This is a genomic window from Kitasatospora sp. NPDC004723 (assembly GCF_040609255.1).
In the GTDB taxonomy this organism is placed as follows: domain Bacteria; phylum Actinomycetota; class Actinomycetes; order Streptomycetales; family Streptomycetaceae; genus Kitasatospora.
Window position 1 is genome coordinate 91161 of the sequence record NZ_JBEXJT010000021.1, and the last position, 21418, is coordinate 112578.

Here is a 21418-nt window from a genome sequence, read left to right on the forward strand (position 1 = left end):
GGCGGGCGGCCGGCGGCCGGCGGCCGGCACGACCGGCTATCAGGCGGGGAAGCTGCCGCCCATGCTCCACATGACGGACCAGGGCTGACCGGGAACGACGGTCTTCTCGTAGATGTTGCCGCTGGTGCCGTGGGAGTAGACCCGGACGGTGCCGTCGGTGTCGGTGAGGGTGGCGGGTGAGCCGTCGAGGTTGCTGCCGCCGAGGTTCATGCCGAAGTTCCAGCCCTGGAAGGGGCGGAGGTCGTTCTCGTACAGGGTGTGGTCCGCGCCGTGGGCGACAACGATCACCGTGTTGTCCTTCCCGATCGTGGCGGAAGGAGAGTTGACGAGGTTGTTGCCACCCATGTCCCACATCACGGACCAGGGCTGACCCGGAACCACCGTCTTCTCGTAGAGGTGACCGTTGGTGCCGTGGGAGTAGACCCGGACCGTGCCGTTGTTGTCGGTGACCGCGGCGGGGCTGTTGTCGAGGTTGCCGCCACCGAGGTTCATGCCGAGATTCCAGCCCTGGAAGGGGCGGAGGTCGTTCTCGTACAGGGTGTGGTCCGCGCCGTGGGCGACAACGATCACCGTGTTGTCCTTCCCGATCGTGGCGGAAGGAGAGTTGACGAGGTTGTTGCCACCCATGTCCCACATGACCGACCAGGGCTGACCCGGAACCACCGTCTTCTCGTAGAGGTGACCGTTGGTGCCGTGGGAGTAGACCCGGACCGTGCCGTTGTTGTCGGTGACCGCGGCGGGATTGTTGTCGAGGTTGCCGCCACCGAGGTTCATCCACATGTTCCAGCCCTGGAAGGGGCGGAGGTCGGCCTCGTAGAGGACGTGGTCCGCGCCGTGGGCGACGACGATGATCGTCCCGTCCTTGGCCACGGTCGCGGCCGGCTCGCTGGCCACGTTGCCGCCCATGTCCCACCAGCCGGACCACGAAGCGCCCTTGTCCAGGTGGTTCTCGTAGATGTGGCTGTCGGACCCGCGGCGGTAGACCCGGACCGTACCCTTCTGGTCCACCACCGTCGAGGACGAGTGCGACAGGGGCGCCGGGGCGCTGTCCACGATGTTGTCGTAGCGGTAGGCGCTGAAGCCACCGGCGGCGAGGGCGCTGCGAGTCCGGGTGGAGACGCGCGCGTTGGTACCGCTGTGGGCCTCCTCCATGACGGTGGCGGTGGTGTGGCCCGAGTCGGCCCATTCCTTGAAGAGCACAACGTGGCTGTCGATGTTGTCCAGCATGTCGCCGGGCTTCAGGTCGTCGTAACTGCCCAGCTTCGTGGCGAAGTTGGGAAGCGTCCAGGTCGTCTCGCCGTAGTTGTTGGCGCTGGACGACGAGAGGTGCCAGGCCATCGAGACGAAGCCGGAGCAGTCCTGGCGGTAGGTGCCGTTGGCGTCCTTCCAGTAGCTGGTCTGGCTGTACGGGACGCCCTGGTCGACCCAGGACTGGGCCCGGGCTATGACCTCGTCGCGGGTGATCGTGCCGTTGACCGGGGAAGCGGTGTCACCGGCGGAGAGGCCCGGGTGCTGCGCGGCGGCTGCGGCGAGCTCCGACGAGGTGGCCGTCGTGGGGTTCTCGACGGTGGGCGAGAAGGCGGTCCCGTATCCGGTCGCGGCGGCGCCGGGCTGCGGCGAGCTGCCGGCGACCGGGCTCCCGGTGGGCGACGGGCTCGCGGAGGCGCTCTGGGCTCCGAGCCCCAGGGCCATCGGCAGGGCTGCCGCAGCAGCGATCGCTGCGGCCACCCGGATGGTACGGCTGAGCATGGTGACTCCTTGACGAGGTGTGGGAAGGCATGGCAATGCCCGGGCTTCGGGCGGCCATGGGAGAGGGAACGCGTCGCCGGGGCGACACGGAGGAAGGGCCTCATTGGTGCGCCGGGCCTTCGGTGGCTACCGCCGGACCGGGTCGTCGCTGTCACGGTCGGAGGTCCGGATCCGGCAGGCATCCGGGGCCGCCCGTCAGGACAGCCGGGGTTCCCGCCAGCAGCGGCGATCTTGATCCGCGGGTGGCCGGAGCCGCCGCCGGCCGGGGGCGCCGTGCCGCCGCCCCCGGCCCGCGACGGCCACGACGGTCGGCGCTGCCGCCAACCGGCCGCGGACGATGGACATGCGGGTTCTCGGTTTCACTGCTCCCCCCCGGGTCGGCGGCGCATCCGCCGCTGATCGATGGGAGGGAGCCTGGCCGACACGCCTGTCACGCCGCCGAGATCCGCCTGTCACGGCCCCAAGACGAATCGGAGGTCGCTTCCCGGACGACGCGAAGCTCAGCGGCAGCCCGTGTTCGCGAGCTGGTCGAGGCCTTCGCGCGCCTGCCGCATCCCGTCCGACAGGTCGTGCTCGACCGCGATCCCGAGGGCGCGTTCGAAGCAGGACCGGGCGTCGCTCCACTCGGCGAACAGGAGGTGCACCCGCCCGGTGACGACCAGACAGTCGGCGACCCTGGCGAGGTTTCCGACGCGGTACTGGAGGTCGAGGGCCTCCGCAAGCGCGGCGACGGCCTCCGCGCGTCGGCCGGAGCGCCCCAGCGTGTCGCCGAGCAGGGCGAGCGTGATCGCGACATTGCCCAGGTGGCCTTCGCCGCGCCAGTCGGCGAGGGAACGCCGGAAGTTCGCCTCGGCGGCGGGGAGGTCGCCGTTGAGCAGCAGCGTGCGGCCCATGGCGCAGAGCACCTTCGGGGACGGGGCCACACCGGCTTCCCGTTCTCGTTCGAGCGCTCGGGTTCCGTACGCGAGCGCCTGCTCGCCCCGCTCCAGACTCACGGACACGTGGGTGAGGTTCCACAGGGCGGTTGTCACGCCCTTCTCCTCGCCGACCTCCTCCAGCGTCGCCAGCTCGGTCCGGAACACTTCGGCGGCCTCCGCGGGGCGGCCCGCCCGGGCGTGCGTGACACCGATGTGGCGGTGCAGTCTGGCCTGCCCCAGTCGGTCTCCGTTGTCCTGGGCGGTGCGCAGGGCCATGCTCAGGCAGGTACTCGTCTCCCCGGTCCACCAGTGCGTCGAGGCGTACCCCCTCAGGTGGACGGCGATGAGCCAGGCGAGGTCCGGACGTGTCGACGACCCTGCGTGCCGGATCGCCTCCTTGACGTGCGGCAGTTCCCGAACGCACCACTGCAGCGCCTGCTGGTGGCCGTCGAAGACCGGCAGCGGCGCGGCGATGCTCTCGTTGACGGGCGCGTTGGTCTCGATGCCCGGGGCCATCGCTTCGCCGGCCCGCTCCAGGGCCGCCGCGTACCAGGCGGCGAGCCGGACCACGGCCGCGTCGAGACTCTCGGCCGTCTCCTCCTCGCCGGCCCGCTCGGCGGCGAACTCGCCGACCAGGTCGTGGAGGCGGTAACGCAACGGTTCCGGGCTCTGGACCAGCTGGTAGTCCACGAGGAGTTCCAGCAGGCGACCCGTCGTGCTCGCCGTACGCCCCACCACCGCCGATGCGGAGTCGATCCCGAAGACGACGCCCGGCCACAGCCCGAGCAGGCGGAACGCCCGCGCGGCATCCCGCTCCAGCGGTGCGACGCCGTCGCGCAGGGCCAGGTAGCTCGACGACAGCGAGGCCCGCACGCCGAGATCGCCCACCGCCAGCTCCTCCAGCCGTCGACCGCCCTCGAGCTGCTGTGCCAGCACACCCATCGGCCAGGCCGGCCGCGCGACCAGGCGGGCCGCGGCGATGCGCAGGGCGAGCGGGAGTCCGGCGCAGGCGGCCAGCACCCGCAACGCACCGTCCGGGTCCCCCTCGACGCGGTCGGCTCCGCAGGCGACGGAGAGGAAGGACCGCTGTTCCTCGATGCCGAGGACCGCCAGGTGCAGTTGGAAGGCCCTCGGAAGGGTGGTCAGGCTGTTGCGGCTGGTCACGAGCACCGCGGAGCGGCCGTCACCGGGCAGCAGGGGGAGGATCTGCGCGGCGTCGCGGGCGTTGTCGAGGACCAGCAGCACCCGACGTGCGGCCAGGACGGTGCGCAGCCGTGCGGCGCAGTCGTCGGTGTCCTCGGGGAGCCCGCGCAGGTCGGGAGTGAGGGCGGTGAGGAATCGGGCCAGCACCTCGTGGGCTTCGCGGTGCCTCCCGTTGCCGAAGCCGAGCAGGTCGACGTACAGCTGTCCGTCCGGGAAGCGGTCCTTGACCCGGTGGGCCGCGTGCAGGGCGAGGGCGGTCTTGCCGATGCCTCCCATGCCGGAGATGACCGCCAGGCAGGTTCCGTGGCCGCCCGCGGCCGCGATCAAGCGCTCGGACAGCTGGTCCAGTTCCTGCTCGCGCCCGGTGAAGTCGGCGATGTCGGCAGGGAGTTGCGCCGGGCGGTGGTGCGGTGCGCGCACCGGGGCCGGGCTGCCGCCGGATCGCCGGGGTGGTGGCGTCCCGACATCCTCGGCGCTCAGAATCGCCCGCTGGATCTCCTGGGCCCTGGCACTCGGTTCGACGCCGAGTTCCTCGCGCAGCGTCGTGCGCAGACGCCGGTAGGCGGCGAGCGCCTCCGCTCGCCGGCCTTCGCCTTGGAGGGCGAGCATCAGCTGGTGGTGGAATGCCTCGTGCAGCGGCTGCTCGTCGACGAGCCGGGTGAGCTCGGTGACCAGGCCGGCCGACCGGCCCAGCCGCACACGCGCCTCGCAGTGCCATTCGAGGGCCTGCAGCCGGGCTTCCTGCCACTGCTCGCGCGGCGCCCGGGCAACCGCGAGGTCCGGTAACTCGGCCAGCGGGACGCCGCGCCACAGGGCCAGCGCCGCGGACGACTCCTGGTGGACGGTGTTCCAGTCGCCGGTCGGCCATGCGCCGCGTGCCCGGTCGAGGTGGTGCTCGAACACCCGGTAGTCCAGTTCGTCGTCGGCGACCGCGAGTCGGTATCCCAGCGGTGTGGCCGACAGCCTCGTGCCGGTGCCGTCGGACAGGACCTTGCGCAGCCGCGCCGCCAGGTTGTGCAGGGCGGCGGAGCCGGAGGCCGGTGGGTCGTCGTGCCACAGGGCGTCCTGGAGGCGGTCGGTGGTGACCGCCTGGTTCGGGTGCAGCAGCAGCACCACCAGCAGTGAGCGAAGCCTGGCACCACGAACAGCACGCTCCTGCTTGCCTTCCTGGACGCTCAGTTCGCCAAGGAGCCGGAACCGCATCTTCCCCCCTGAAAGACGATCTTCGCCTCATAGTAGGGCTGGGCGGGTGATGCGGGCCGGTCGCGCTGGACCGGTCGCGGGAGGGCCGCCGTTCCCCTGCGAGGCAAGGGGCGGCGGCCCTCCCGCGTCGACGGCCCAGGGGCCGTCACGGGTGGCGGACGGTTCAGAGGCGGGGGTCCACCAGGATCTTCACGGCCGTCTCGTTGTGGTGGATGAGGGTCTCGAAGCCTTCGCTGACGAGATCGTCCAGCCCGATGGTCCTGGTGATGAACGGCGCCAGGTCGATACGCCCCTCCTGCACGAGCTTGATGGTCTGCGGGTGGGAGTTGACGTAGGCGATCGTGCCGCGCAGGTCGACCTCCTTGAGGACCAGCTTCTGCATGTCGAGCGACGCCGGCTTGCCCCAGATCGAGATGACGGTGATGACGCCGCCCGGCTTGACGGCGTCGAACAGCGTGTCGAGGACGGCGTTGACGGACGTAGCCTCGAACGCGACGTCCGCGCCCCTGCCACCGGTGAGGCGCCGGACCTCCTCCGCGACATCGGTGACGGCGGGGTCGATGACGTGGTCGGCGGCCTTGGCGTCCAGCGCCTTCTGCCGGCGCAGCGAGCTGAGCTCGGAGACCGCGACCTCGACGCCCATCGCCTTGAGCACCGCGCAGGTCAGCAGCCCGATGGGGCCGGCGCCGCCCACGAGGGCGAAGTCGCCCGCCTTGGCACCCGAGCGCTGGAAGGCGTGGTACCCCACCGACAGCGGCTCGATGAGGGCCGCCTGGTCCAGCGGGACGTCGCCGACCGGGTGGACCCAGCGGCGCTCGACGACGACCTTCTCGGCGAGCCCCCCGCCGCGGCCGCCCAGCCCGATGAAGTTCATGTCGGGCGAGAGGTGGTAGACCGGATTGTTCTCACTGGTGTCGACATCGGGGCGCAGGATGTAGGGCTCGACGACGACGCGGTCGCCCGGCTCCAGGTCCTCGACGCCCTCGCCCACCGCGTAGACGACGCCGGACATCTCGTGGCCGAGGGTCACGGGGGCGGACTCGCCGGAGACCGGGTGCGGGTGGCCCGCCGGCGGTACGAAGATCGGCCCGTCGAGGTACTCGTGCAGGTCGGTGCCGCAGATCCCGCAGTAGGCGACGTCGATGCCGACCGTTCCCGGGCCGACCGTGGGCTCCGGAGTGTCTTCGATGCGGATGTCACCGCGGTCGTAGTAGCGCGCAGCCTTCATTTGAACTGTCCTCTTCACCTGTTGTGCTCACGGCCCGCGTCGGGTCGTACCGTGCAGTGAGGCCTGCGCCTCACCAGGCGGATTTAAGTTGACCCTTAAACATTACCTCCGGCGCCGCGCACCGGCGCGGCGACACGCCCGGCACCGGGGCATCTCCGCAGCTCAGCGCTCGCGGCCGCGTGCCTTCAGCGGGAGCCCCGGGAGTTCCGGGGCGTGGAGGCGGGCGCCGTCGTAGCCGTGGACCTCGCCGAAGCGGGTGCCCTGCTCCCAGTCGGTGCGGGCCTGGGTGATCTCGTCGCCGGTGCGGCCGATGAAGTTCCACCACATGACGAGTTTTTCGGCGAAGGGTTCGCCGCCGAGGAGGAGGAAGGTGGCGTCGGTGGTGGCGTGGAGGGGGAGGGTGCGGCGGCCGGTGCCGAGGTAGAGCATGGCGCCGGGGTCGAGGGAGACGGTGTCGACGTCGACGGTGCCGGACATGGTGAGGACGGCGTACTCGAAATCGGGGTCCAGCGGCAGGCGCAGGTCGGTGCCGGCGGTGAGGGTGAGGTCGGCGCCGACGAGGGGGGTGTGGGTGGTGCCCGGGGAGGTGGCGCCGTCGAGGGTGCCGAGGATGACGGTGGCGGACAGGCCCGGGGCGGTGACGGTGGGCAGGTCGGGATGGTGTTCGAAGGCGGGTTCGCGGTGGCGGTGGGCGTCGGGCAGGGCGACCCAGAGCTGGGCGCCGTGCAGGAAGCGGGCGTGCGGGCGGGGGGACTCCTCGGAGTGGGAGATCGCCCGCCCGGAGGTCATCAGGCCCAGCTCGCGCGGGCGCACGGTCTGCAGGCTGCCGAGGCTGTCGCGATGCAGGACCTCCCCGGCGTGCAGCCAGCTGACCGTCTGCAGGCCCATGTGCGGGTGCGGGGGCACCTGCATGCCCGGCTCGTCCGCGATGTCGTCCGGACCGTAGTGGTCCACGAAGCACCACGCCCCCACCATCCGCCGACCCAGGTTCGGCAGGAGACGGCGCACGACGGTGCTCTCGCCGAGCGGCACCCGGCGGGCGGTCAGCAGGTCGCGGACCGGTCCGGTGCCGGGCTCGCCGCCGCAGGTGGTCGGGGCGGGCTTGACGTCGAGGTTGCTCATGGGGCGGTCACCGCCGTGTGCGTCGGGCCGGGGAGGGGTGGCAGGGCCCGCCCCGCCCCGGCCGGAGGGGTCGTCGCAACGATCCTCCTCCAGGGCCCGGCGATCCTCCAGCCGGGACCGCCCGGCCGGGCCCCCTCGGCCTCAGTGCGCGCAGGCCCAGTCCGCACCGGCGCTCGCGCCCTCGGCGAGCGTGCGCAGCTTGGCGACCGCCTCGGCCGGGTCCTCGGCGCCGTACACCGCCGAGCCGGCGACGAAGACGTCCGCGCCGGCCTCGGCGCAGCGCTCGATGGTGCTCGCCGACACACCGCCGTCGACCTGGAGCCACAGCTCCAGCCCGTGCTCGGCGATCAGCTGCCTGGTCCGGCGGATCTTCGGCAGCATGATGTCCAGGAACGCCTGGCCGCCGAAGCCCGGCTCGACGGTCATGATCAGCAGCATGTCCAGCTCGGGCAGCAGGTCCTCGTAGGGCTCGATCGGCGTGGCCGGCTTGAGCGCCATCGACGCGCGGGCGCCCTTGGCCCGGATCTCGCGGGCGAGCCGGACGGGCGCGGCGGCGGCCTCGACGTGGAAGGTCACCGAACCGGCGCCCGCCTCCACGTACTGGGGGGCCCAGCGGTCCGGGTCCTCGATCATGAGGTGGCAGTCGAGCGGGATGTCGGTGGCCCGGGCCAGCGACTCGACCACCGGCACGCCGAGGGTCAGGTTGGGCACGAAGTGGTTGTCCATCACGTCGACGTGCAGCCAGTCCGAGCCCCGCACGGCCTCGGCCTCCTGGGCGAGCCGGGCGAAGTCCGCGGACAGGATGCTGGGGTTGATCTGCGCCATGGGGCCTGTTACCTCTTCTGCCTTCTTGCCAACGTGCCGACGTACCGACGTAGCGAGGGATCGGGCGTGCGCGGGGGCGCACCCCGGCCATCATCTCGTGCGCCGCCGGCCACGTGTCACCACCGAGACCTCCGCGTGACCGTCATCACACCCCGAGCAGGGTTATCGTGGCCGCCGCCGTGGTCATCAGCCTCTACGAGAACACTCGTACGGCGCGCCAGTCCCTCCCCGAGGAAGGTTCCCCTTTGGCCGATCTCGTCCATCCCGCCCGGGCCCTGTGGTGGCTCTTCGAGCCGGTGCACGCCGTCACCTACTTCACCCCGGAAGGCCTCGGCGCCTTCGAGGACGTGGGCCTGCGCGGGGTCGCGCGCAGCTACTTCGCCGGCCGCGCCGCCCCGCTCGGCCCGGTGGACGCGCCACCCGTGATCGCCGCCTTCTTCAACTTCGCGCCCGCCCCGATCGAGCGCGCCCTGCCGGCGATCTGGAAGCTCGCCGACCCGGACACGGCGCTCGCCGCCCGGGCCGCCGGTGCCTCGGCGGCCCTGGCGCGGCTGCTGGAGCACGTCGACCGGGCGCAGATCGAGCTGGCGACCGACCTCCTGGAGGACGCCGTCACCCGGCTGGACTGCGCCGGGCGGGTCCTGGCCGCTGCCAACGCCGCCCTCCCCCGCCCGTCCGACCTGCACGGCCGGCTCTGGCAGGCCGCCACCGTGATGCGCGAGCACCGCGGCGACGGCCACATCGCCGCCCTGGTCTCGGCGGGGCTGGACGGCTGCGAGGCGCTGGTCGTGCGCTGCGCCCTGGACGTGCGGCGCGAGGCGCTGCAGCCGTTCCGCGGCTGGACGGACGAGGAGTGGGACGCGGCCGCCGCCCGGCTGACCGAACGCGGCTGGCTCACCGAGCGCGGCACCATCACCGAGTGCGGCCGGATGCGCCACCAGTCCCTGGAGGCGGCGACCGACCTCGCCGCCGCCCGGGTCTGGGAGGACCACCCGCGCGCCGAGCTCGACCGGCTCGCCGCCGCCCTCAAGCCGATCTCGGCGCTCTGTCGCACGGCCCTGCCCCCGATCAACCCGATCGGGCTCCCGGCGACCACCACCGCCTGACGTTCCCGGCCGGTCACCGTCCCCGCCCGTCCGATGGCGGGGACGGTGGCCGGCCGGCTGGCTACTTGGCCGCCGCCTGCCCTGCCGCCGCCTGCCCTGTCGCCTGCCCCGCCGCCTGCCCCGCCGCCGCCTGCCCCTCCGCTTCCGAGCGGAAGGCGAACCGCTGCGCGGCGCTCCGACCGCGGCGCTCCACCGGCAGCACCCCGGTCGCGCCCGCGAGCCCGAACGGCGGCATGTCGAAGTACACGCACTCGTACGACCCCTCCGGCACGACGTACGTCTCGTGCCAGAGCCCGACCCGCCCGCGCAGCCGGCCCTCCTTGAGCTCCCTGTTGGCGATCTTCCACACCCGGTGGTGGAAGGCGTCCGGAGCGCTCGCGTACCGGTACAGCTTCTCCTTGGACTCCCAGTACTGGACGACGTAGTAGGTGCGCGGCGAGGCGGTCAGCAGGACCTTGCCGCGCAGGCCGCGCTCCGGTTCCTTCGCCAGGTCGTGCAGCATCCGGAACATCGCCAGCATTACCGGCACCCACTGGTGGACGGCCCAGAACCGGTTGATCCGCATCCCGATGAGCAGGACGACGGTGTCCCCGGTGGCGGCCGCGGTGGTGAAGCCCGGAGTCGGTTTCGCGAACACGTCTGCCCCCAGCCTGTCGGCGTTTTCCGGCCCTCCCGCCGCTTCGGCTACTCGCGGGTAGAGGCCGATGTGAGCGGTGATTACACCAGCGCGGACAGAGCCGGTCAACCCTTCGCGCGCGCGAAGTCCCTTTTGCTCAAGGGGTGTTGGCGACGCCCCGAGAGGTTCGTTCAAGCAGCACCTCGAGCCTCGGGTCGCGCAACAGCCGTCGCCACCCCGGTCATCGAACTCGGGCCGGTCCCTGGGCCGGTCCCTGGGCCGGGGCGCCCCACCACCGGGTCAACGCGGCCTCCAAGTCCCCCTGGTCGTCGCCGGTCCAGGCCACATGGCCGTCCGGCCGCAGCAGCAGCGCGGGCGCATCCAGCTCCGTGCCCGCACCGTCCACGTGGTCGACGCGATCCGCCCAGCCGTCGACGGAGAGCCGTCCGCCGGTGCGGTCGAGGAGCAACCCTCGGCCGCCGTGCATCAGTTGGTAAAGCCTGCGGTCCCCCGCGAGCCGGACGTCCCGCAGCCGCCGGCCGACGAGCTCGCCGCCCCCTCCGCCCCCTCCACCGAAGTCGTAGCGGAGGTCGACGGCGGTGATCATCCCGGTCACATAGCGGTTGACCTCCTCGATCTCCATCAGCCGCGTGAACAGCCCCCGCAGCGCGGTCGGCCCCGACGCGCTGCCGAGCAGGGTCATCTGCGCGCGGGTGTTGCTCAGCACCCTCGCCCCGACCGGGTGGCGCTCCGCGTGGTAGCTGTCCAGCAGCCCCTCCGGCGCCCAGCCGGCGACCTCGGCGGCGAGCTTCCAGCCGAGGTTGAACGCGTCCTGCACGCCGAGGTTGAGGCCCTGCCCGCCGGTCGGCGGGTGGATGTGCGCGGCGTCGCCGGCCAGCAGCACCCGGCCGACCCGGTAGCGCTCGGCCTGCCGGGTGGCGTCGCCGAACCGGGAGAGCCAGTGCGCCGCGTGAGCGCCGAAGTCGGTGCCCGCGACGGCGCGCAGCCGCGCCTTGAACTCCTCCAGCGTCGGCGGCGTCGCCCGGTCCTCGGCGACGCCGGCCGCCGGTACGATCACCCGCGCGACCCCCGGCCGGCCGTCCACGTCGGGAGCCACGCCGAACCGCAGCTCGGTGCGGCGCACCCGCTCCACCACGGCGGCCACCTCCGCCGGGTCCGCGGACAGTTCCAGGTCGCCGATCAGCGTCTCCACCGTGGCGGGCTCACCGGGGAAGCCCACGCCGAGCGCCTTGCGCACCGTACTGCGCCCGCCGTCGCAGCCGACGACGTAGCGCGAGCGCAGCCGCGTGCCGTCCACCAGTTCGACACTCACGCCGTCCGCGTCCTGACCCAGACCGTTGGCCTCGCACCCGCGCCTGATCTCGGCCCCGAGTTCGAGGGCGCGCTCCTCCAGCAGCCGCTCGGTGACCGCCTGCGGGGTGGCCAGCCCGTACGGGTGGGCGGTGTCCAGACTCGCCGGCCAGGGCGCCATGACGCCCCCGAACAGCCCGCCCACCTGGAACTTCTCGCTCACCGCAAGGAACCGCTCCAGCAGCCCCCGCTGGTCCATGATCTCCACGCTGCGCGCATGCAACCCGCGCCCGCGCGACTCCCCGCCCCGCTCCGCCCGCCGCTCCAGCACGAGCACACCGACCCCGTGCAGCCGCAGCTCGCACGCCAGCATCAGCCCGGTCGGCCCGCCACCGACCACGATCACATCCAGCACCGAAGGCCCCGTTCCGTCGTTCCCGCACATCCGCCGACCGGGGCAGAACGTCATGGACTCCGCGAATCCCACCGAATCCCGCCGTTCCGCCCCATCCCGGCCCAGGGCGACGATTCTGCGCCTCCCCCACCCCCTTGCCGCAAGGCCCCCCGTGCGCTATACGTTGAGAGTGGCGGTGAGTGGACACTCCTCCCGCTCTCGAAATCCTCCCCTTCCGCATCCGGCACACGGGTGCCCGCTTCTCGTCTCGGCGAGAACCGGGAAGCGGGCACCCGCGTGTCTGTCTCCCTCGTCCTCCGCCGCTACCAGGCGTAGTCCTCCGGCGCGGGCTTGTGGCCCGGGAAGAGGGTGTCGAGGCGGGCGAGGACCTCGTCGTCGAGCTTGATGTCCAGGGCGTGGACGGCGGCGTCGAGGTGGGCGGCGGTGCGCGGACCGACGATCGGCGCGGTGACGGCGGGACGCGAGAGCAGCCAGGCGAGGGCCAGGTCGGCGGGGTGCTCGCCGAGCTCGTCGGCAAGATCCTCGTAGGCCTGGATACGGGGCCGGTTGGCCTCCAGGATCTCGCCGGCGTGGGGCATCGCGCCGCGGACGAGGCTGCCCTCGCGCTCCTTGCGCAGGGCACCGCTGAGCACGCCGCTGCGCAGCGGGGACCACGGGATCAGGCCGAGCCCGTAGTGCTGGACGGCGGGGACGACCTCCAGTTCGATGGCGCGGTCGAGCAGGTTGTAGAGGGACTGCTCGCTGACCAGGCCGAGGAAGTTTCGGCTGCGGGCGGCCTCCTGGGCCTGGGCGATGTGCCAGCCGGCGAAGTTGCTGGAGCCGACGTAGATGATCTTGCCCTGGGCGACCAGGACCTCCATCGCCTGCCAGATCTCCTCCCAGGGCGTGTCCCGGTCGATGTGGTGCATCTGGTAGAGGTCGATGTGGTCGGTGCCGAGGCGGCGCAGACTGGCCTCGACGGAGCGGCGGATGGCGAGGGCGGAGAGCCGGCCCTCGTTCGGCCAGTCCCCCATCGGAGCGTAGGCCTTGGTGGCGAGCACGGTGCGTTCACGGCGGCCGTCGCCCTTGGCGAACCAGCGGCCGATGATCTCCTCCGTGTGACCCCTCCGGCCGCCGTCGACGGTCCGGCCGTAACTGTTGGAGGTGTCGAAGAAGTTGATGCCCAGTTCGTGGGCGCTGTCCATGATCAGATGGGCGTCGGACTCCTCCGTATGCGGGCCGAAGTTCATGGTGCCCAGGCAGAGTCGGGAGACGGTGAGGCCGGTGCGGCCGAGGTGGGTGAACTCCATGGGGCCACCCTGAGCCGCACCGGCCGTACTGTCCAGCACATTTCACCCCGCGGGACACGGGTCGCACCGGCCCCGGCGGTTTGCCTGCCCGTCAGCGCCCGCGGGTGCCGTGGGTGGCGAACTTCCGTACCGCGAGCGGACCGCAGAGCAGCAGCAGGAGCCCGCACCGGAGCAGGGTTGCCGGAGTCGCGTGCCGCATCGACCGGGCGGCGGACGGGGCCAAGTGGCTGGCGGAGCCGGCCGGTTACCTCGGCCCCGACGCCGCCTTCGACCGCACCTTCGACCGCACCCTCGACCGCGTCATCACCGCCGCGCCGGCCCCGCTGAAACAGCCCTGACCGGCGGCCCCGGCGTCACCCCGTCAAAATCGTTTCCCCAGGACCCCGTCCTCCCCCTACCGTGACCCGGTCAACGATCGCGCTCAGGAGCCCAGGAGGCGGACACCGCCATGCAGACCCACCACCACGGCTGGGCCGACGAGGGCTTCGGCGCCGTCGCCGACACCTTCGCCCGCAACTTCGCCGACTTCCCCGAACTCGGGGCCGCCGTCACCGTCCACGCGGGCGGCCGCAAGGTGGTCGAACTGTGGGGCGGCGTCGCCGACGAGCGCACCGGCAGGCCCTGGCAGGCGGACACCGTCGTCCCGGTCTTCTCCTGCGCCAAGGCACTCGTCTCCCTCTCCGCCCACCTGCTCGCCCAGCAGGGCCGACTCGACCTGGACGCGCCGATCGCCCGCTACTGGCCCGAGTTCGCGAGGAACGGCAAGCAGGCGATCACCACCCGCATGGTGCTGGCCCACCGCGCCGGCATCCCGGCCCTCGACGCGCCCCTCACCTTCGCCGAGCTCGCCGCCTGGACGCCGGTCATCCGCGCCATCGAGAACCAGAAGCCCCTCTGGGAACCGGACACCACCCACGAGTACCACGGCCACGTCTTCGGCTTCGCGATCGGCGAAGTGATCCGCCGCATCACCGGCCTCACGCCGGGGCAGTTCTTCCATCGCACCTTCTCCTCCCCCCTCGGCCTGGACGCCTGGCTCGGCCTGCCCGCCACCGAACTCCCCCGCCTGGCCCGCCTCTCCGAGGCCGATGGCCGCCGCCCGATGCCCGGCCCCGAGCACCTGCTCACCCGCATCGTCACGATGAACGGCGCCCTCGTCTTCCCCGGCCTCGACGCCCCGCACGGCTGGAACGACCCCGACCTGCACGCCGTCGAACTCCCCGGCGCTGGCGCCGTCGCCTCCGCCACCGCCCTCTCCACCCTCCTCGCCGCCACCGTCACCGGCCTCGACGACACCCCACCCCTGCTCACCCCGGCCACCCTCGCCGAGGCCACCCGCGAACTCTCCTCCGGCCCCGGCTACCTGGGCTTCGACCTCGGCGCCCGCTGGTCCTCCGGCTTCCTCCTCCCCTCCCCCACCCTCCGCCCCATGCTCAGCCCCCACAGCTTCGGCAACGACGGCGCCGGCGGCCAATTCACCTTCGCCGACCCCCACCACGGCATCACCTTCGCCTACACCGCCAACCGCATGATCGGCCACGCCGACCCCCGCGCCAACAACCTCATTGACGCCGTCCGCACCTCCCTCGCCGCCTGACAGGTCGTGCGCTCCGGCTGGAGGGTCCAGCGCTGGTTGTCCTGGAGTCCGGGGCAGTCCCAGATGCCCAGGCGCGTTCCCTGCTCGGTCGCCCGCGGGGTCGGTAGCGGCCCCGGAAGGCCGTCCGAGGGCACGGCTGAAGAGGTCGCGCTGGAGGCGGAGCCTGACGTGTAATGGTGACGTCGGGTACTGGAACTGCCCGGATACCTCCGGCAGAGCGGCTTAGGCTCGGGCTCAGGTGTAGTCGAAGAAGCGGTCCCACCAGGTCTGCGGTCCGAAGCAGGAGTTGAGGCTTCTGACCCCGTCGTAGCGGGTCCAGAGCAGATGCTCGGAGACGGTGATGTAGCCGAGCGCGTCGAGTTCGTCATCGATGCGGCGACGGTCGGTGCTCTCGAAGAGCACGCTTTCTTCTTCCGCGTCATAGCTTCCAGGGTTCCCCAGCGTCACAGCGGCGAGGCCGCCGAAGTTGCTGACCCTGATGGTGATGTGGTCGCCGCTGGCCGTCGCGGTGGCGGGGACGACGATCGTCCCGTGGTGGCTGGCGTCCTGAACACCTCGATCGACGCTGCAGGTGCAGCGGAACCGCTGGTTCAGCGTGGCTGAAAGCTGATCGAATCGGGCTCGCGTCGCGGTGTGGTCGTAGTTCTCGGGGAACTCGATGTGGTCGGGATCGTCGAGGTCCCTCAGCAGAGCCCAGATGTGCTGGTCATCGAGGGGCACGGTCATCGTCTCCGTGTCGGTGCGGATGAGTGCGGGCGAGGATAATGGCGGGACTCCGTGTCGCTCAGTGCCAACCCCAGCAGCGGTAGTTCGGGACGCGCTCGGTTCCTCGGAGGACTCTCTCGGCTCCGTCCGGGATGAGCGGGAAGTTCGGGGCCATCCCCTCCAGGCACTCGGCGCACCAGAGCGCCGCCAGGCCCGTCCCGGCATCAAGCCCGGTGACCGTGCAGATCAGCCTGAGGGACGAGCCGGCCCCGCAGTTCGGACACCGCCTGGTCGAGGCCGACGGAGCATCGACCATCAGGTCGTCGTAGAGCGCACCCCAGGCCTCGTGCTGGTCCATCCGACGAGCCTCCGTCCAACTCCCGCCCGTCTCCGTGCCCCCGCCCACGGGCCGAACGATGCGTCAGCATAGCGGGGCGCGCGTGGAGGGGGTTCGCGCTCCCGGGGTGGGGTCAGGTGAGGGCGTGGGGGAGGGTGGTGCGGACCCATTGCTCGGGTTCGGAGAGGTGCGGAGCGTGACCGGCCTGGGGGTAGACGTGGCGGTCGGGCTTGGGGAGGGAGAGGTCGATCAGGTCGAGGATCTCGCCGTACATCAGTTCGCTGTCGTCGCTCTGGGTGAGGAGGACACGTTCGGTGAAGCGGTTGAGGGCGGTGAGGTCGAGGTCGAGGGCGTCCGGGTCGCGCAGTTCGTCGAGGTAGGTGGGCGCGTTGCGGATGAAGGTGTGGCGGACCGGCGCGGGGAGTTGTTCCCACGCCCCCGGGCCGAGGGCGATGGTGTCGACGTAACGCTCGGCGCCGGCCGCTGATTCGGCCTGTTCGAGGAGTTCGCGGACGGCGGAGATCCGTTCGGCGAAGGCGACGCCGAGGGGTCTCAGCTCCGGGTCGGCGAGCAGGGTGCCGGTCGCGGGCGGTTCGTGGACGGCCACGCCGCGCAGCAGGTCGGGGCGGGCGGCGGCGAGGCGGAGGGCGATCAGGCCGCCGTAGGAGTCGCCGCAGACGTAGGCGGGCGCGAGGCCCAGGCCGACGATCAGACCGGCCAGGTCGGCGGCGTCCTCGTACACGGAGCCCTGGGTGAGCAGGTCGTCGCTGCGGCTGTGCCCGCGCCGGTCGTAGGCGACGACGGTGGTCTCCTCGGCGAGCCCAGGCAGCACGCGTGCCCAGCTGTCGGCGTCCGTCCAGGAGCCGTGCACCAGCACCAGCCCCGGCCCCGCGCCCCGGGTCTCGTAGTACAGCGACACCCCGTTCACCCTGATCTCGGCCATCGCGAGCCTCCCGACCTCGGTCGTGCACCGACAACGCCCCACCCACCAGCGTGACACACCCCCGTCAGACCGGTCGGATGAGCGGACAGGAGCCCATGGAGGTGGTTTCACCGAGGGTGACGGGGGCGGCCTCGTCGAGCAGCACGCGCGCCCAAACCCGCTTGCCGGTTCCGCGGCGGACGATGACGCCGAAGTCGAGGGCGAGTTGGCGGACGAGGTCGATGCCGCGCCCGCCCTCGTTGAAGCGGCGCGGCCGGCGCTCCTGGAGCGGGAGGTCGTGCCGCGGGTCCCAGACTTCGATCCGGCAGTCGCCGTCGAACTCCTGGAGGTAGAGCCGGACTTCGCCGTGCCCCTGGCAGGCGTGGACGACGGCGTTGGTGACCAGCTCGGAGGCGATGAGGACGAGGTCGTCGACCCGCTCCCCGGTCCACCCCCACGCGGTGAGCTGGTCGCGGATGTGACGGCGGGCGACCCGCACCGAGGTGCCGTGCTCGGTGAGGGAGGTCTCCCAGGTGCGGAGGACGGGTCTGCGCAAGGCGGACATGGCAGGGCCCCTTCTGGAGCGTGTCCATTCGGTCACGTTGAGTGTGGGGCATCCAAAATCGAAACTGCAACATCATTGCTGGAAGAAATTAATTGATCTTGAAGCGGACTTGAGTGCGCGGCCCCGATCTGGTGAGACTGGACACCCATACCCGAAGGGAGGGGCGCCACTTGAGCAAGCAACTGTCGGCGATCAGGCAGATCCGTCTCGGCGACGAACTGCGCGCCTGGCGGCTGGAGAACAACAGGACCCTCGTCGACATGACGGCCGGTCTGAAGGGCTGGAGCCCCGGTCGGTTGAGCCGAATCGAACGGGCCCAGCAGCAGATCAGCCCGGCCGACCTGACCAAGCTGCTCGATCACGCCGGTGTCACGGGCCAGGACCGTGAGGATCTGGAGAGTCTGCTCGGAGACGCCCCGCCCAAGCAGTGGTGGCGCGACCTGGACTACGCGGAGACGATCACGCCGGCCTTCGCCGAATACCTGGCGTTGGAAGCCGATGCGTCGCACATACTGAACTTCTTCCCGTCCGCGTTCCCCGGTCTCGTCCAGACCGAGGGCTATGCGCGCGAGATGATCGCGGCTGGCGTCGATGCGCCCAACGACGAGCTCGTCGAGGCCGGAGCCGAGGTGCGCGTCCTGCGCCAGCGCAGACTGACCGAGGAGCCACGGCTCGACTTCAAGGCCTACTTCGGCGAGGTCGCGCTGCTGATCGCGGGCGACCAAACGGTGCTGGCCGGCCAGATCCGGCACGCGATCAAGGTCGCCAACTACCCGAACGTGACCCTGCGCATGGTGCCGCTGAGCGCCGGTCGGCCAGGCGTTCTGGCCTCGGGAATCACCCTCATGCGCTTCCCTGACGACCAATCCGACGGCTTCGTCTTCGTGGAAGCCATCGGCGGTATGCTCCCCAGGAGAACGGGACGCGACGTCAAGCGAGCCGAGAGGACCTTCGTGCGCGTCGAGCAGTTCGCGTTGTCGCCGGAAGACACCATCGCCGCCCTCGAACGCAAGCTGGAAGAGCTGACGTGAGCAAGAAGCACGACCCCTACGCCCACAACCCGGCCGACGCCGAGTGGTCGAAGTCCCCGTTCTCCGCCGAGGGCAACGGCGACTGCGTGATCATCGCCCGCTTCCCCAACGGCGACGTCTGGCTCGGCGACGACAAGAACCCCGGCCGGCCCCACCTCGCGTTCGACCACGCCGAGTGGGCCGCGTTCGTCAAGGCGATCGAGAGCCGCTCCCCCAACTTCACCGCCTGAACCGCCTGATTTGCCGGAGCGTCGGAGTGGGAAGTCGGATCTGCCGACTTCCCACTCCCCCACCGACTCGCCCTACTCGACGCCGAGCGCCTTGCCGTAGACCGCCGAGCCACGACGGACCGTCATGCCCACGCGCTGGTACAGCGCCAGCGCGCCGGTCTCCGAATGCGTCCACAGCGTGCACGTCCGGCGGCCCCGGCGGTAGAAGGCCCGGAACGACGTCTGCAACAGCAAACGGGCGATCCCCCGGTTCCGGTGGTCCTTCCGGACGGCGACCCGCTCGACGTAGCCCTCCCCGGTCTCCGGGACGTTCAGCGACAGCACCGCACCGACCATCTCGTCACCGGCGAACGCCACCGCCGAGAGCTCCGACTCGAACGTGTCGAGCTCGACGGTGTGCCGGGCCCACTCCTCGTAGGACTTCCGCCGCTTCTGCCACTCGTCGAACGCGTCCTCGGTGAGCCGGTACGCGGCCCGTTCGTCGCCGGGCCGGAAGGGCCGCACGGTGATACCGGGCGGCGGGCCGGGCACCACGGGTTCGGCGGACATCTCGATCTCCAGCAGCCACTGGGTGACGAACGGCTCGTACCCCCGTGACCGCAACAGCTCCACCGCCGCCCGGTCGCCGTCCGAGAGCGTCTGGCTGAGCCGTTCACCGCCCGCCTGCCGTGCCCGCGCCTCGGCCCAGTCGAGCAGGGCGCTGCCCAGCCCCCTCCCCCGGTGGTCGGGGTGGACGTCGACCGCGCTGCGCCGGCCGCCGTGCACCCAGGCCCGGCCGACGAGGCACTCGGCCGTGTCGTACACGAGCAGCGTGTCGACGGCCGGGTCGAGACCGGGCAGGGTGAGGTCCGCGGCTATGCGGTCGGGTTCGGTGTCGGGGCGGCCCAGGAGTTCGCGCTCGCGGGCGGCGACCAGCTCGTAGATCGCGCCGGCATCGGCGACGGTCGCCGCCCGCAGCTCGTAGGAGTCCGGGAACGAGGAGGAGGACAGATCAGCCATGCCGTGACTCTGCGCCAACCGATCTCGCCCTGTCGACCGACTTACCCTCCTCCGGGCGCGGAAAGTCGGCCCCGCCGACTTCCCACTCCGGCGCTCCAACCGGCCGTGACCTGCTCGCCGACAGGTCGTTGCGCCGGGCGTGAAGACGACCCAAGCCCTCGCCCTCCTCGTGACCACCCTGTTCACCACCGCTCTTGCGGACACCGCCAACGCCGTCGCCCCCATCGCCCCGGCCACGGAAGCGAGCCTGCGGCTCACGGTGGCGCACGGCGCGACGCCCGGCGCCGGCATGCCGCACGTCGTCACCCTCGACTGCCCGCCGGACGGCGCCACCACCCACCCCGACCCGATCACCGCCTGTCGGCTGCTCGACTCCGTCAACGGCGACCTCGACCGGCTGAACGTCAACCCCGGCGTCTGCAACGACCTCTACGACCCGTACACCGTGACCGCCACCGGCGTGTACCGGGGACGGCAGCTCTCCTTCCAGCACACCTACGGCAACCACTGCGTCCTGCAACGCACCGCCGGCGCGTTCTTCGACTTCTGACCCGACCCCGCCGACGGCCGGGGACGGCGACCTGGGATGCTCTCCTCGGCCATCGATCGCACAGAGAGCGGGGGGACGGGGCATGGAGAACGGGGAGATCGGGGCGCTCCTGCGGGAGCGGGACGCGCGGGCGTGGCGGCGGGCCGAGGGCGCATGGGGCCGCGGCGTGCACCTGCTGGGGCTGCTGGCGCTCGGCGCGTGGCTGTGGGCGGTCGGGCTGGCCTTCGTACCGGCCTCGCACGAGTTCCCGAACGGCACCTCGGTGGACTGCGGCTCGCCGATGTTCTACGAGTACTACAGCGGCCGGGACTACACCCACTGCGCCGCCGTCACGGACGGCCGGATGCGCGACGCGGTCGGCGTCGGGCTGGTGACCCTGCCGCTCTCGGTGGTCTGGCTCTGGCGGACGGTCAGCATCCGCCTGGAGCGGCTGGAGCGCCGGGGCTGAGCAGCACCCCGCCCGGGCCCCGGCGGACGTGACGTCCACCGGGGGCGGGAGGGCGGCGGATCGTCAGCCGCGCGGCACGGCGTAGGTCCACCAGGCGCTCCAGGCGCCACCGGCGCTGCGGTCGCGGTAGACGTCCGCGTTGATGGCGGCGGAGCGCGAGGCGATGCTGAACGCGTCGCCCTTCTTGTTGACGATCTTCACCTTGCTGATGAAGTCGTTGGTGCCGCCGAGGGACATCCACGGCACCTGCGAGCCCTTCGGCGGGGTCCAGGTCGTCCAGACGTTGTGGTCGGTGCCGATCACGAAGATCTGCTTGGTGCCGTCGCTCAGGGTGACGTAGGTCTTGCCGTCGCCGTAGTCGCCGCCGCAGTAGAAGGTGCCACCACTGGCGCTGCAGGTCTGCGCCGCGGGCTGCAGCTTGCCCATGTCGCCGGCCAGGGCCGGGGAAGCCCCCAGGCCGACGACGGTGAGGGCGGCGAGGGCCACCGCGGCGGACTTGATCGTGCTCATCGGATACTCCCGGAGATGCCGGAGTGGTCAGGGGAAGCGTGGGCCCCGTTCGGCCCGCCGGACAGCCTCGGGCAGCCGTTGACGGAGCGTCAACGCCGTCCGGGCGCGGTGCCCTCGGCACGGTCGGCGGATGCCTCTAGGGGCATGGATCCGCGGAGATCTGAACCCTCCGGGGCTCCGGGCCCGAGGGAAAGGGAAACCCTGACGCGGGAACCCGGGGGCCTCAGTACCCGTCGCCGCCGTCGCCGTCGCCGCTGCTCACCTGGCGGCGCTGGGACTTCTGGTAGCGGCGCAGCGTGCGCCCGGCGCCGACGGTGGCGGCGGCCACGGCCCGGGTCCACCGGGGGCCGCCCCGGTCGGCCCACACCACGCAGACGCAGCCCCCGACGACGAGTGCCAGGACGGCGATCAGCAGCGCACCGATCATCTCGTCGGCCTCCGTTCACGGTTCTCGGTTCCGGTCGTGCCAGTGCCGGGGAGCGGCCCCGCCCGCGCAGCTTGGCAGGCCGCCCCGGTGCTTCGTACGGTACCCGGTACCGG

22 protein-coding genes are annotated in these 21418 nt (G+C 71.8%); 7 read left to right on the plus strand and 15 right to left on the minus strand.

Annotated features, from left to right (window positions below):
* Positions 1 to 39: 39 nt before the first annotated feature.
* From ABZW10_RS21230 to rpe, 5 genes are all read right to left on the minus strand, one after another.
* Entirely contained in the window at positions 40 to 1749 is a 1710-nt protein-coding gene (locus ABZW10_RS21230) for a hypothetical protein (RefSeq protein WP_355368021.1), read from the minus strand.
* 500 nt (positions 1750 to 2249) lie between these two features.
* Positions 2250 to 5072, minus strand: coding sequence for a BTAD domain-containing putative transcriptional regulator (locus tag ABZW10_RS21235; protein ID WP_355368024.1), 2823 nt, complete (start codon positions 5070 to 5072; stop codon positions 2250 to 2252).
* Between the two features lie 163 nt (positions 5073 to 5235).
* Entirely contained in the window at positions 5236 to 6300 is a 1065-nt protein-coding gene (locus ABZW10_RS21240; RefSeq protein WP_355368027.1) for a 2,3-butanediol dehydrogenase, read from the minus strand.
* A 162-nt stretch (positions 6301 to 6462) separates the two neighbouring features.
* Positions 6463 to 7422 carry a pirin family protein gene (locus ABZW10_RS21245; RefSeq protein WP_355368030.1) on the minus strand — a complete coding sequence of 320 codons (960 nt, stop codon included), beginning with the start codon at positions 7420 to 7422 and terminating at the stop codon, positions 6463 to 6465.
* A 141-nt stretch (positions 7423 to 7563) separates the two neighbouring features.
* Complete coding sequence (rpe, locus tag ABZW10_RS21250) at positions 7564 to 8247, minus strand: ribulose-phosphate 3-epimerase (protein ID WP_355368033.1); 684 nt, start codon at positions 8245 to 8247, stop codon at positions 7564 to 7566.
* 167 nt (positions 8248 to 8414) lie between these two features.
* On the opposite strand from rpe, the gene ABZW10_RS21255 reads away from it, so the two are divergent.
* Positions 8415 to 9353, plus strand: a complete 939-nt coding sequence (locus ABZW10_RS21255; protein WP_355368036.1) for a hypothetical protein — start codon at positions 8415 to 8417, stop codon at positions 9351 to 9353.
* Between the two features lie 61 nt (positions 9354 to 9414).
* On the opposite strand, the gene ABZW10_RS21260 is transcribed toward ABZW10_RS21255, so the two are convergent.
* From ABZW10_RS21260 to ABZW10_RS21270, 3 genes are all read right to left on the minus strand, one after another.
* Positions 9415 to 9990, minus strand: a complete 576-nt coding sequence (locus ABZW10_RS21260) for a DUF4188 domain-containing protein (protein ID WP_355368039.1) — start codon at positions 9988 to 9990, stop codon at positions 9415 to 9417.
* Positions 9991 to 10210: 220 nt separating this feature from the next.
* Entirely contained in the window at positions 10211 to 11695 is a 1485-nt protein-coding gene (locus ABZW10_RS21265; RefSeq protein ID WP_355368042.1) for an FAD-dependent monooxygenase, read from the minus strand.
* A gap of 302 nt (positions 11696 to 11997) precedes the next feature.
* Positions 11998 to 12984, minus strand: coding sequence for an aldo/keto reductase (locus tag ABZW10_RS21270; RefSeq protein ID WP_355368045.1), 987 nt, complete (start codon positions 12982 to 12984; stop codon positions 11998 to 12000).
* Between the two features lie 113 nt (positions 12985 to 13097).
* Between ABZW10_RS21270 and ABZW10_RS21275 the strand changes: the two genes are divergently transcribed.
* Entirely contained in the window at positions 13098 to 13322 is a 225-nt protein-coding gene (locus tag ABZW10_RS21275; protein WP_355368048.1) for a hypothetical protein, read from the plus strand.
* A 110-nt stretch (positions 13323 to 13432) separates the two neighbouring features.
* Positions 13433 to 14581, plus strand: coding sequence for a serine hydrolase domain-containing protein (locus ABZW10_RS21280; protein WP_355368051.1), 1149 nt, complete (start codon positions 13433 to 13435; stop codon positions 14579 to 14581).
* A gap of 234 nt (positions 14582 to 14815) precedes the next feature.
* Here the strand turns inward: ABZW10_RS21280 and ABZW10_RS21285 are convergent, their stop codons facing one another.
* The 4 genes from ABZW10_RS21285 to ABZW10_RS21300 form a co-directional block, all read right to left on the minus strand.
* Entirely contained in the window at positions 14816 to 15307 is a 492-nt protein-coding gene (locus tag ABZW10_RS21285; protein WP_355368054.1) for a hypothetical protein, read from the minus strand.
* Positions 15308 to 15365: 58 nt separating this feature from the next.
* Positions 15366 to 15644: a hypothetical protein gene (locus ABZW10_RS21290; RefSeq protein WP_355368057.1), complete on the minus strand. Its 279-nt coding sequence runs from the start codon at positions 15642 to 15644 to the stop codon at positions 15366 to 15368.
* A gap of 112 nt (positions 15645 to 15756) precedes the next feature.
* Complete coding sequence (locus tag ABZW10_RS21295) at positions 15757 to 16566, minus strand: alpha/beta hydrolase (RefSeq protein ID WP_355368060.1); 810 nt, start codon at positions 16564 to 16566, stop codon at positions 15757 to 15759.
* A 64-nt stretch (positions 16567 to 16630) separates the two neighbouring features.
* Positions 16631 to 17101 (minus strand): ATP-binding protein, encoded by a 471-nt coding sequence (locus ABZW10_RS21300; RefSeq protein ID WP_355368063.1) that lies wholly within the window; start codon positions 17099 to 17101, stop codon positions 16631 to 16633.
* Positions 17102 to 17280: 179 nt separating this feature from the next.
* On the opposite strand from ABZW10_RS21300, the gene ABZW10_RS21305 reads away from it, so the two are divergent.
* Both ABZW10_RS21305 and ABZW10_RS21310 read left to right on the plus strand, forming a co-directional pair.
* On the plus strand, positions 17281 to 18141 hold the full coding sequence (locus tag ABZW10_RS21305; RefSeq protein ID WP_355368067.1) for a helix-turn-helix transcriptional regulator: 861 nt from the start codon (positions 17281 to 17283) through the stop codon (positions 18139 to 18141).
* Entirely contained in the window at positions 18138 to 18371 is a 234-nt protein-coding gene (locus tag ABZW10_RS21310; RefSeq protein WP_355368070.1) for a DUF397 domain-containing protein, read from the plus strand. Before ABZW10_RS21305 ends, ABZW10_RS21310 begins: the two co-directional genes overlap by 4 nt.
* 72 nt (positions 18372 to 18443) lie before the next feature.
* Here ABZW10_RS21310 and ABZW10_RS21315 read toward each other — a convergent pair whose 3' ends face one another.
* On the minus strand, positions 18444 to 19370 hold the full coding sequence (locus tag ABZW10_RS21315; RefSeq protein ID WP_355368073.1) for a GNAT family N-acetyltransferase: 927 nt from the start codon (positions 19368 to 19370) through the stop codon (positions 18444 to 18446).
* Positions 19371 to 19509: 139 nt separating this feature from the next.
* Between ABZW10_RS21315 and ABZW10_RS21320 the strand changes: the two genes are divergently transcribed.
* Positions 19510 to 19920: an SSI family serine proteinase inhibitor gene (locus ABZW10_RS21320; RefSeq protein WP_355368076.1), complete on the plus strand. Its 411-nt coding sequence runs from the start codon at positions 19510 to 19512 to the stop codon at positions 19918 to 19920.
* 82 nt (positions 19921 to 20002) lie between these two features.
* On the plus strand, positions 20003 to 20368 hold the full coding sequence (locus ABZW10_RS21325) for a hypothetical protein (RefSeq protein ID WP_355368079.1): 366 nt from the start codon (positions 20003 to 20005) through the stop codon (positions 20366 to 20368).
* A 63-nt stretch (positions 20369 to 20431) separates the two neighbouring features.
* Here the strand turns inward: ABZW10_RS21325 and ABZW10_RS21330 are convergent, their stop codons facing one another.
* Positions 20432 to 20878, minus strand: a complete 447-nt coding sequence (locus ABZW10_RS21330) for a hypothetical protein (RefSeq protein WP_355368082.1) — start codon at positions 20876 to 20878, stop codon at positions 20432 to 20434.
* 223 nt (positions 20879 to 21101) lie between these two features.
* Complete coding sequence (locus ABZW10_RS21335; protein ID WP_355368085.1) at positions 21102 to 21305, minus strand: hypothetical protein; 204 nt, start codon at positions 21303 to 21305, stop codon at positions 21102 to 21104.
* Positions 21306 to 21418 lie beyond the last annotated feature (113 nt).

What these genes read in the sequence shown, in the direction of transcription:
- ABZW10_RS21335 (WP_355368085.1), bottom strand. Translation starts at nt 21,305, where the DNA reads ATGATCGGTGCGCTGCTGATCGCCGTCCTGGCACTCGTCGTCGGGGGC.
- ABZW10_RS21240 (WP_355368027.1), bottom strand. Translation starts at nt 6,300, where the DNA reads ATGAAGGCTGCGCGCTACTACGACCGCGGTGACATCCGCATCGAAGAC.
- ABZW10_RS21235 (WP_355368024.1), bottom strand. Translation starts at nt 5,072, where the DNA reads ATGCGGTTCCGGCTCCTTGGCGAACTGAGCGTCCAGGAAGGCAAGCAG.
- rpe (WP_355368033.1), bottom strand. Translation starts at nt 8,247, where the DNA reads ATGGCGCAGATCAACCCCAGCATCCTGTCCGCGGACTTCGCCCGGCTC.
- ABZW10_RS21315 (WP_355368073.1), bottom strand. Translation starts at nt 19,370, where the DNA reads ATGGCTGATCTGTCCTCCTCCTCGTTCCCGGACTCCTACGAGCTGCGG.
- ABZW10_RS21295 (WP_355368060.1), bottom strand. Translation starts at nt 16,566, where the DNA reads ATGGCCGAGATCAGGGTGAACGGGGTGTCGCTGTACTACGAGACCCGG.
- ABZW10_RS21330 (WP_355368082.1), bottom strand. Translation starts at nt 20,878, where the DNA reads ATGAGCACGATCAAGTCCGCCGCGGTGGCCCTCGCCGCCCTCACCGTC.
- ABZW10_RS21245 (WP_355368030.1), bottom strand. Translation starts at nt 7,422, where the DNA reads ATGAGCAACCTCGACGTCAAGCCCGCCCCGACCACCTGCGGCGGCGAG.
- ABZW10_RS21285 (WP_355368054.1), bottom strand. Translation starts at nt 15,307, where the DNA reads ATGACCGTGCCCCTCGATGACCAGCACATCTGGGCTCTGCTGAGGGAC.
- ABZW10_RS21290 (WP_355368057.1), bottom strand. Translation starts at nt 15,644, where the DNA reads ATGGACCAGCACGAGGCCTGGGGTGCGCTCTACGACGACCTGATGGTC.
- ABZW10_RS21325 (WP_355368079.1), top strand. Translation starts at nt 20,003, where the DNA reads ATGGAGAACGGGGAGATCGGGGCGCTCCTGCGGGAGCGGGACGCGCGG.
- ABZW10_RS21280 (WP_355368051.1), top strand. Translation starts at nt 13,433, where the DNA reads ATGCAGACCCACCACCACGGCTGGGCCGACGAGGGCTTCGGCGCCGTC.
- ABZW10_RS21230 (WP_355368021.1), bottom strand. Translation starts at nt 1,749, where the DNA reads ATGCTCAGCCGTACCATCCGGGTGGCCGCAGCGATCGCTGCTGCGGCA.
- ABZW10_RS21270 (WP_355368045.1), bottom strand. Translation starts at nt 12,984, where the DNA reads ATGGAGTTCACCCACCTCGGCCGCACCGGCCTCACCGTCTCCCGACTC.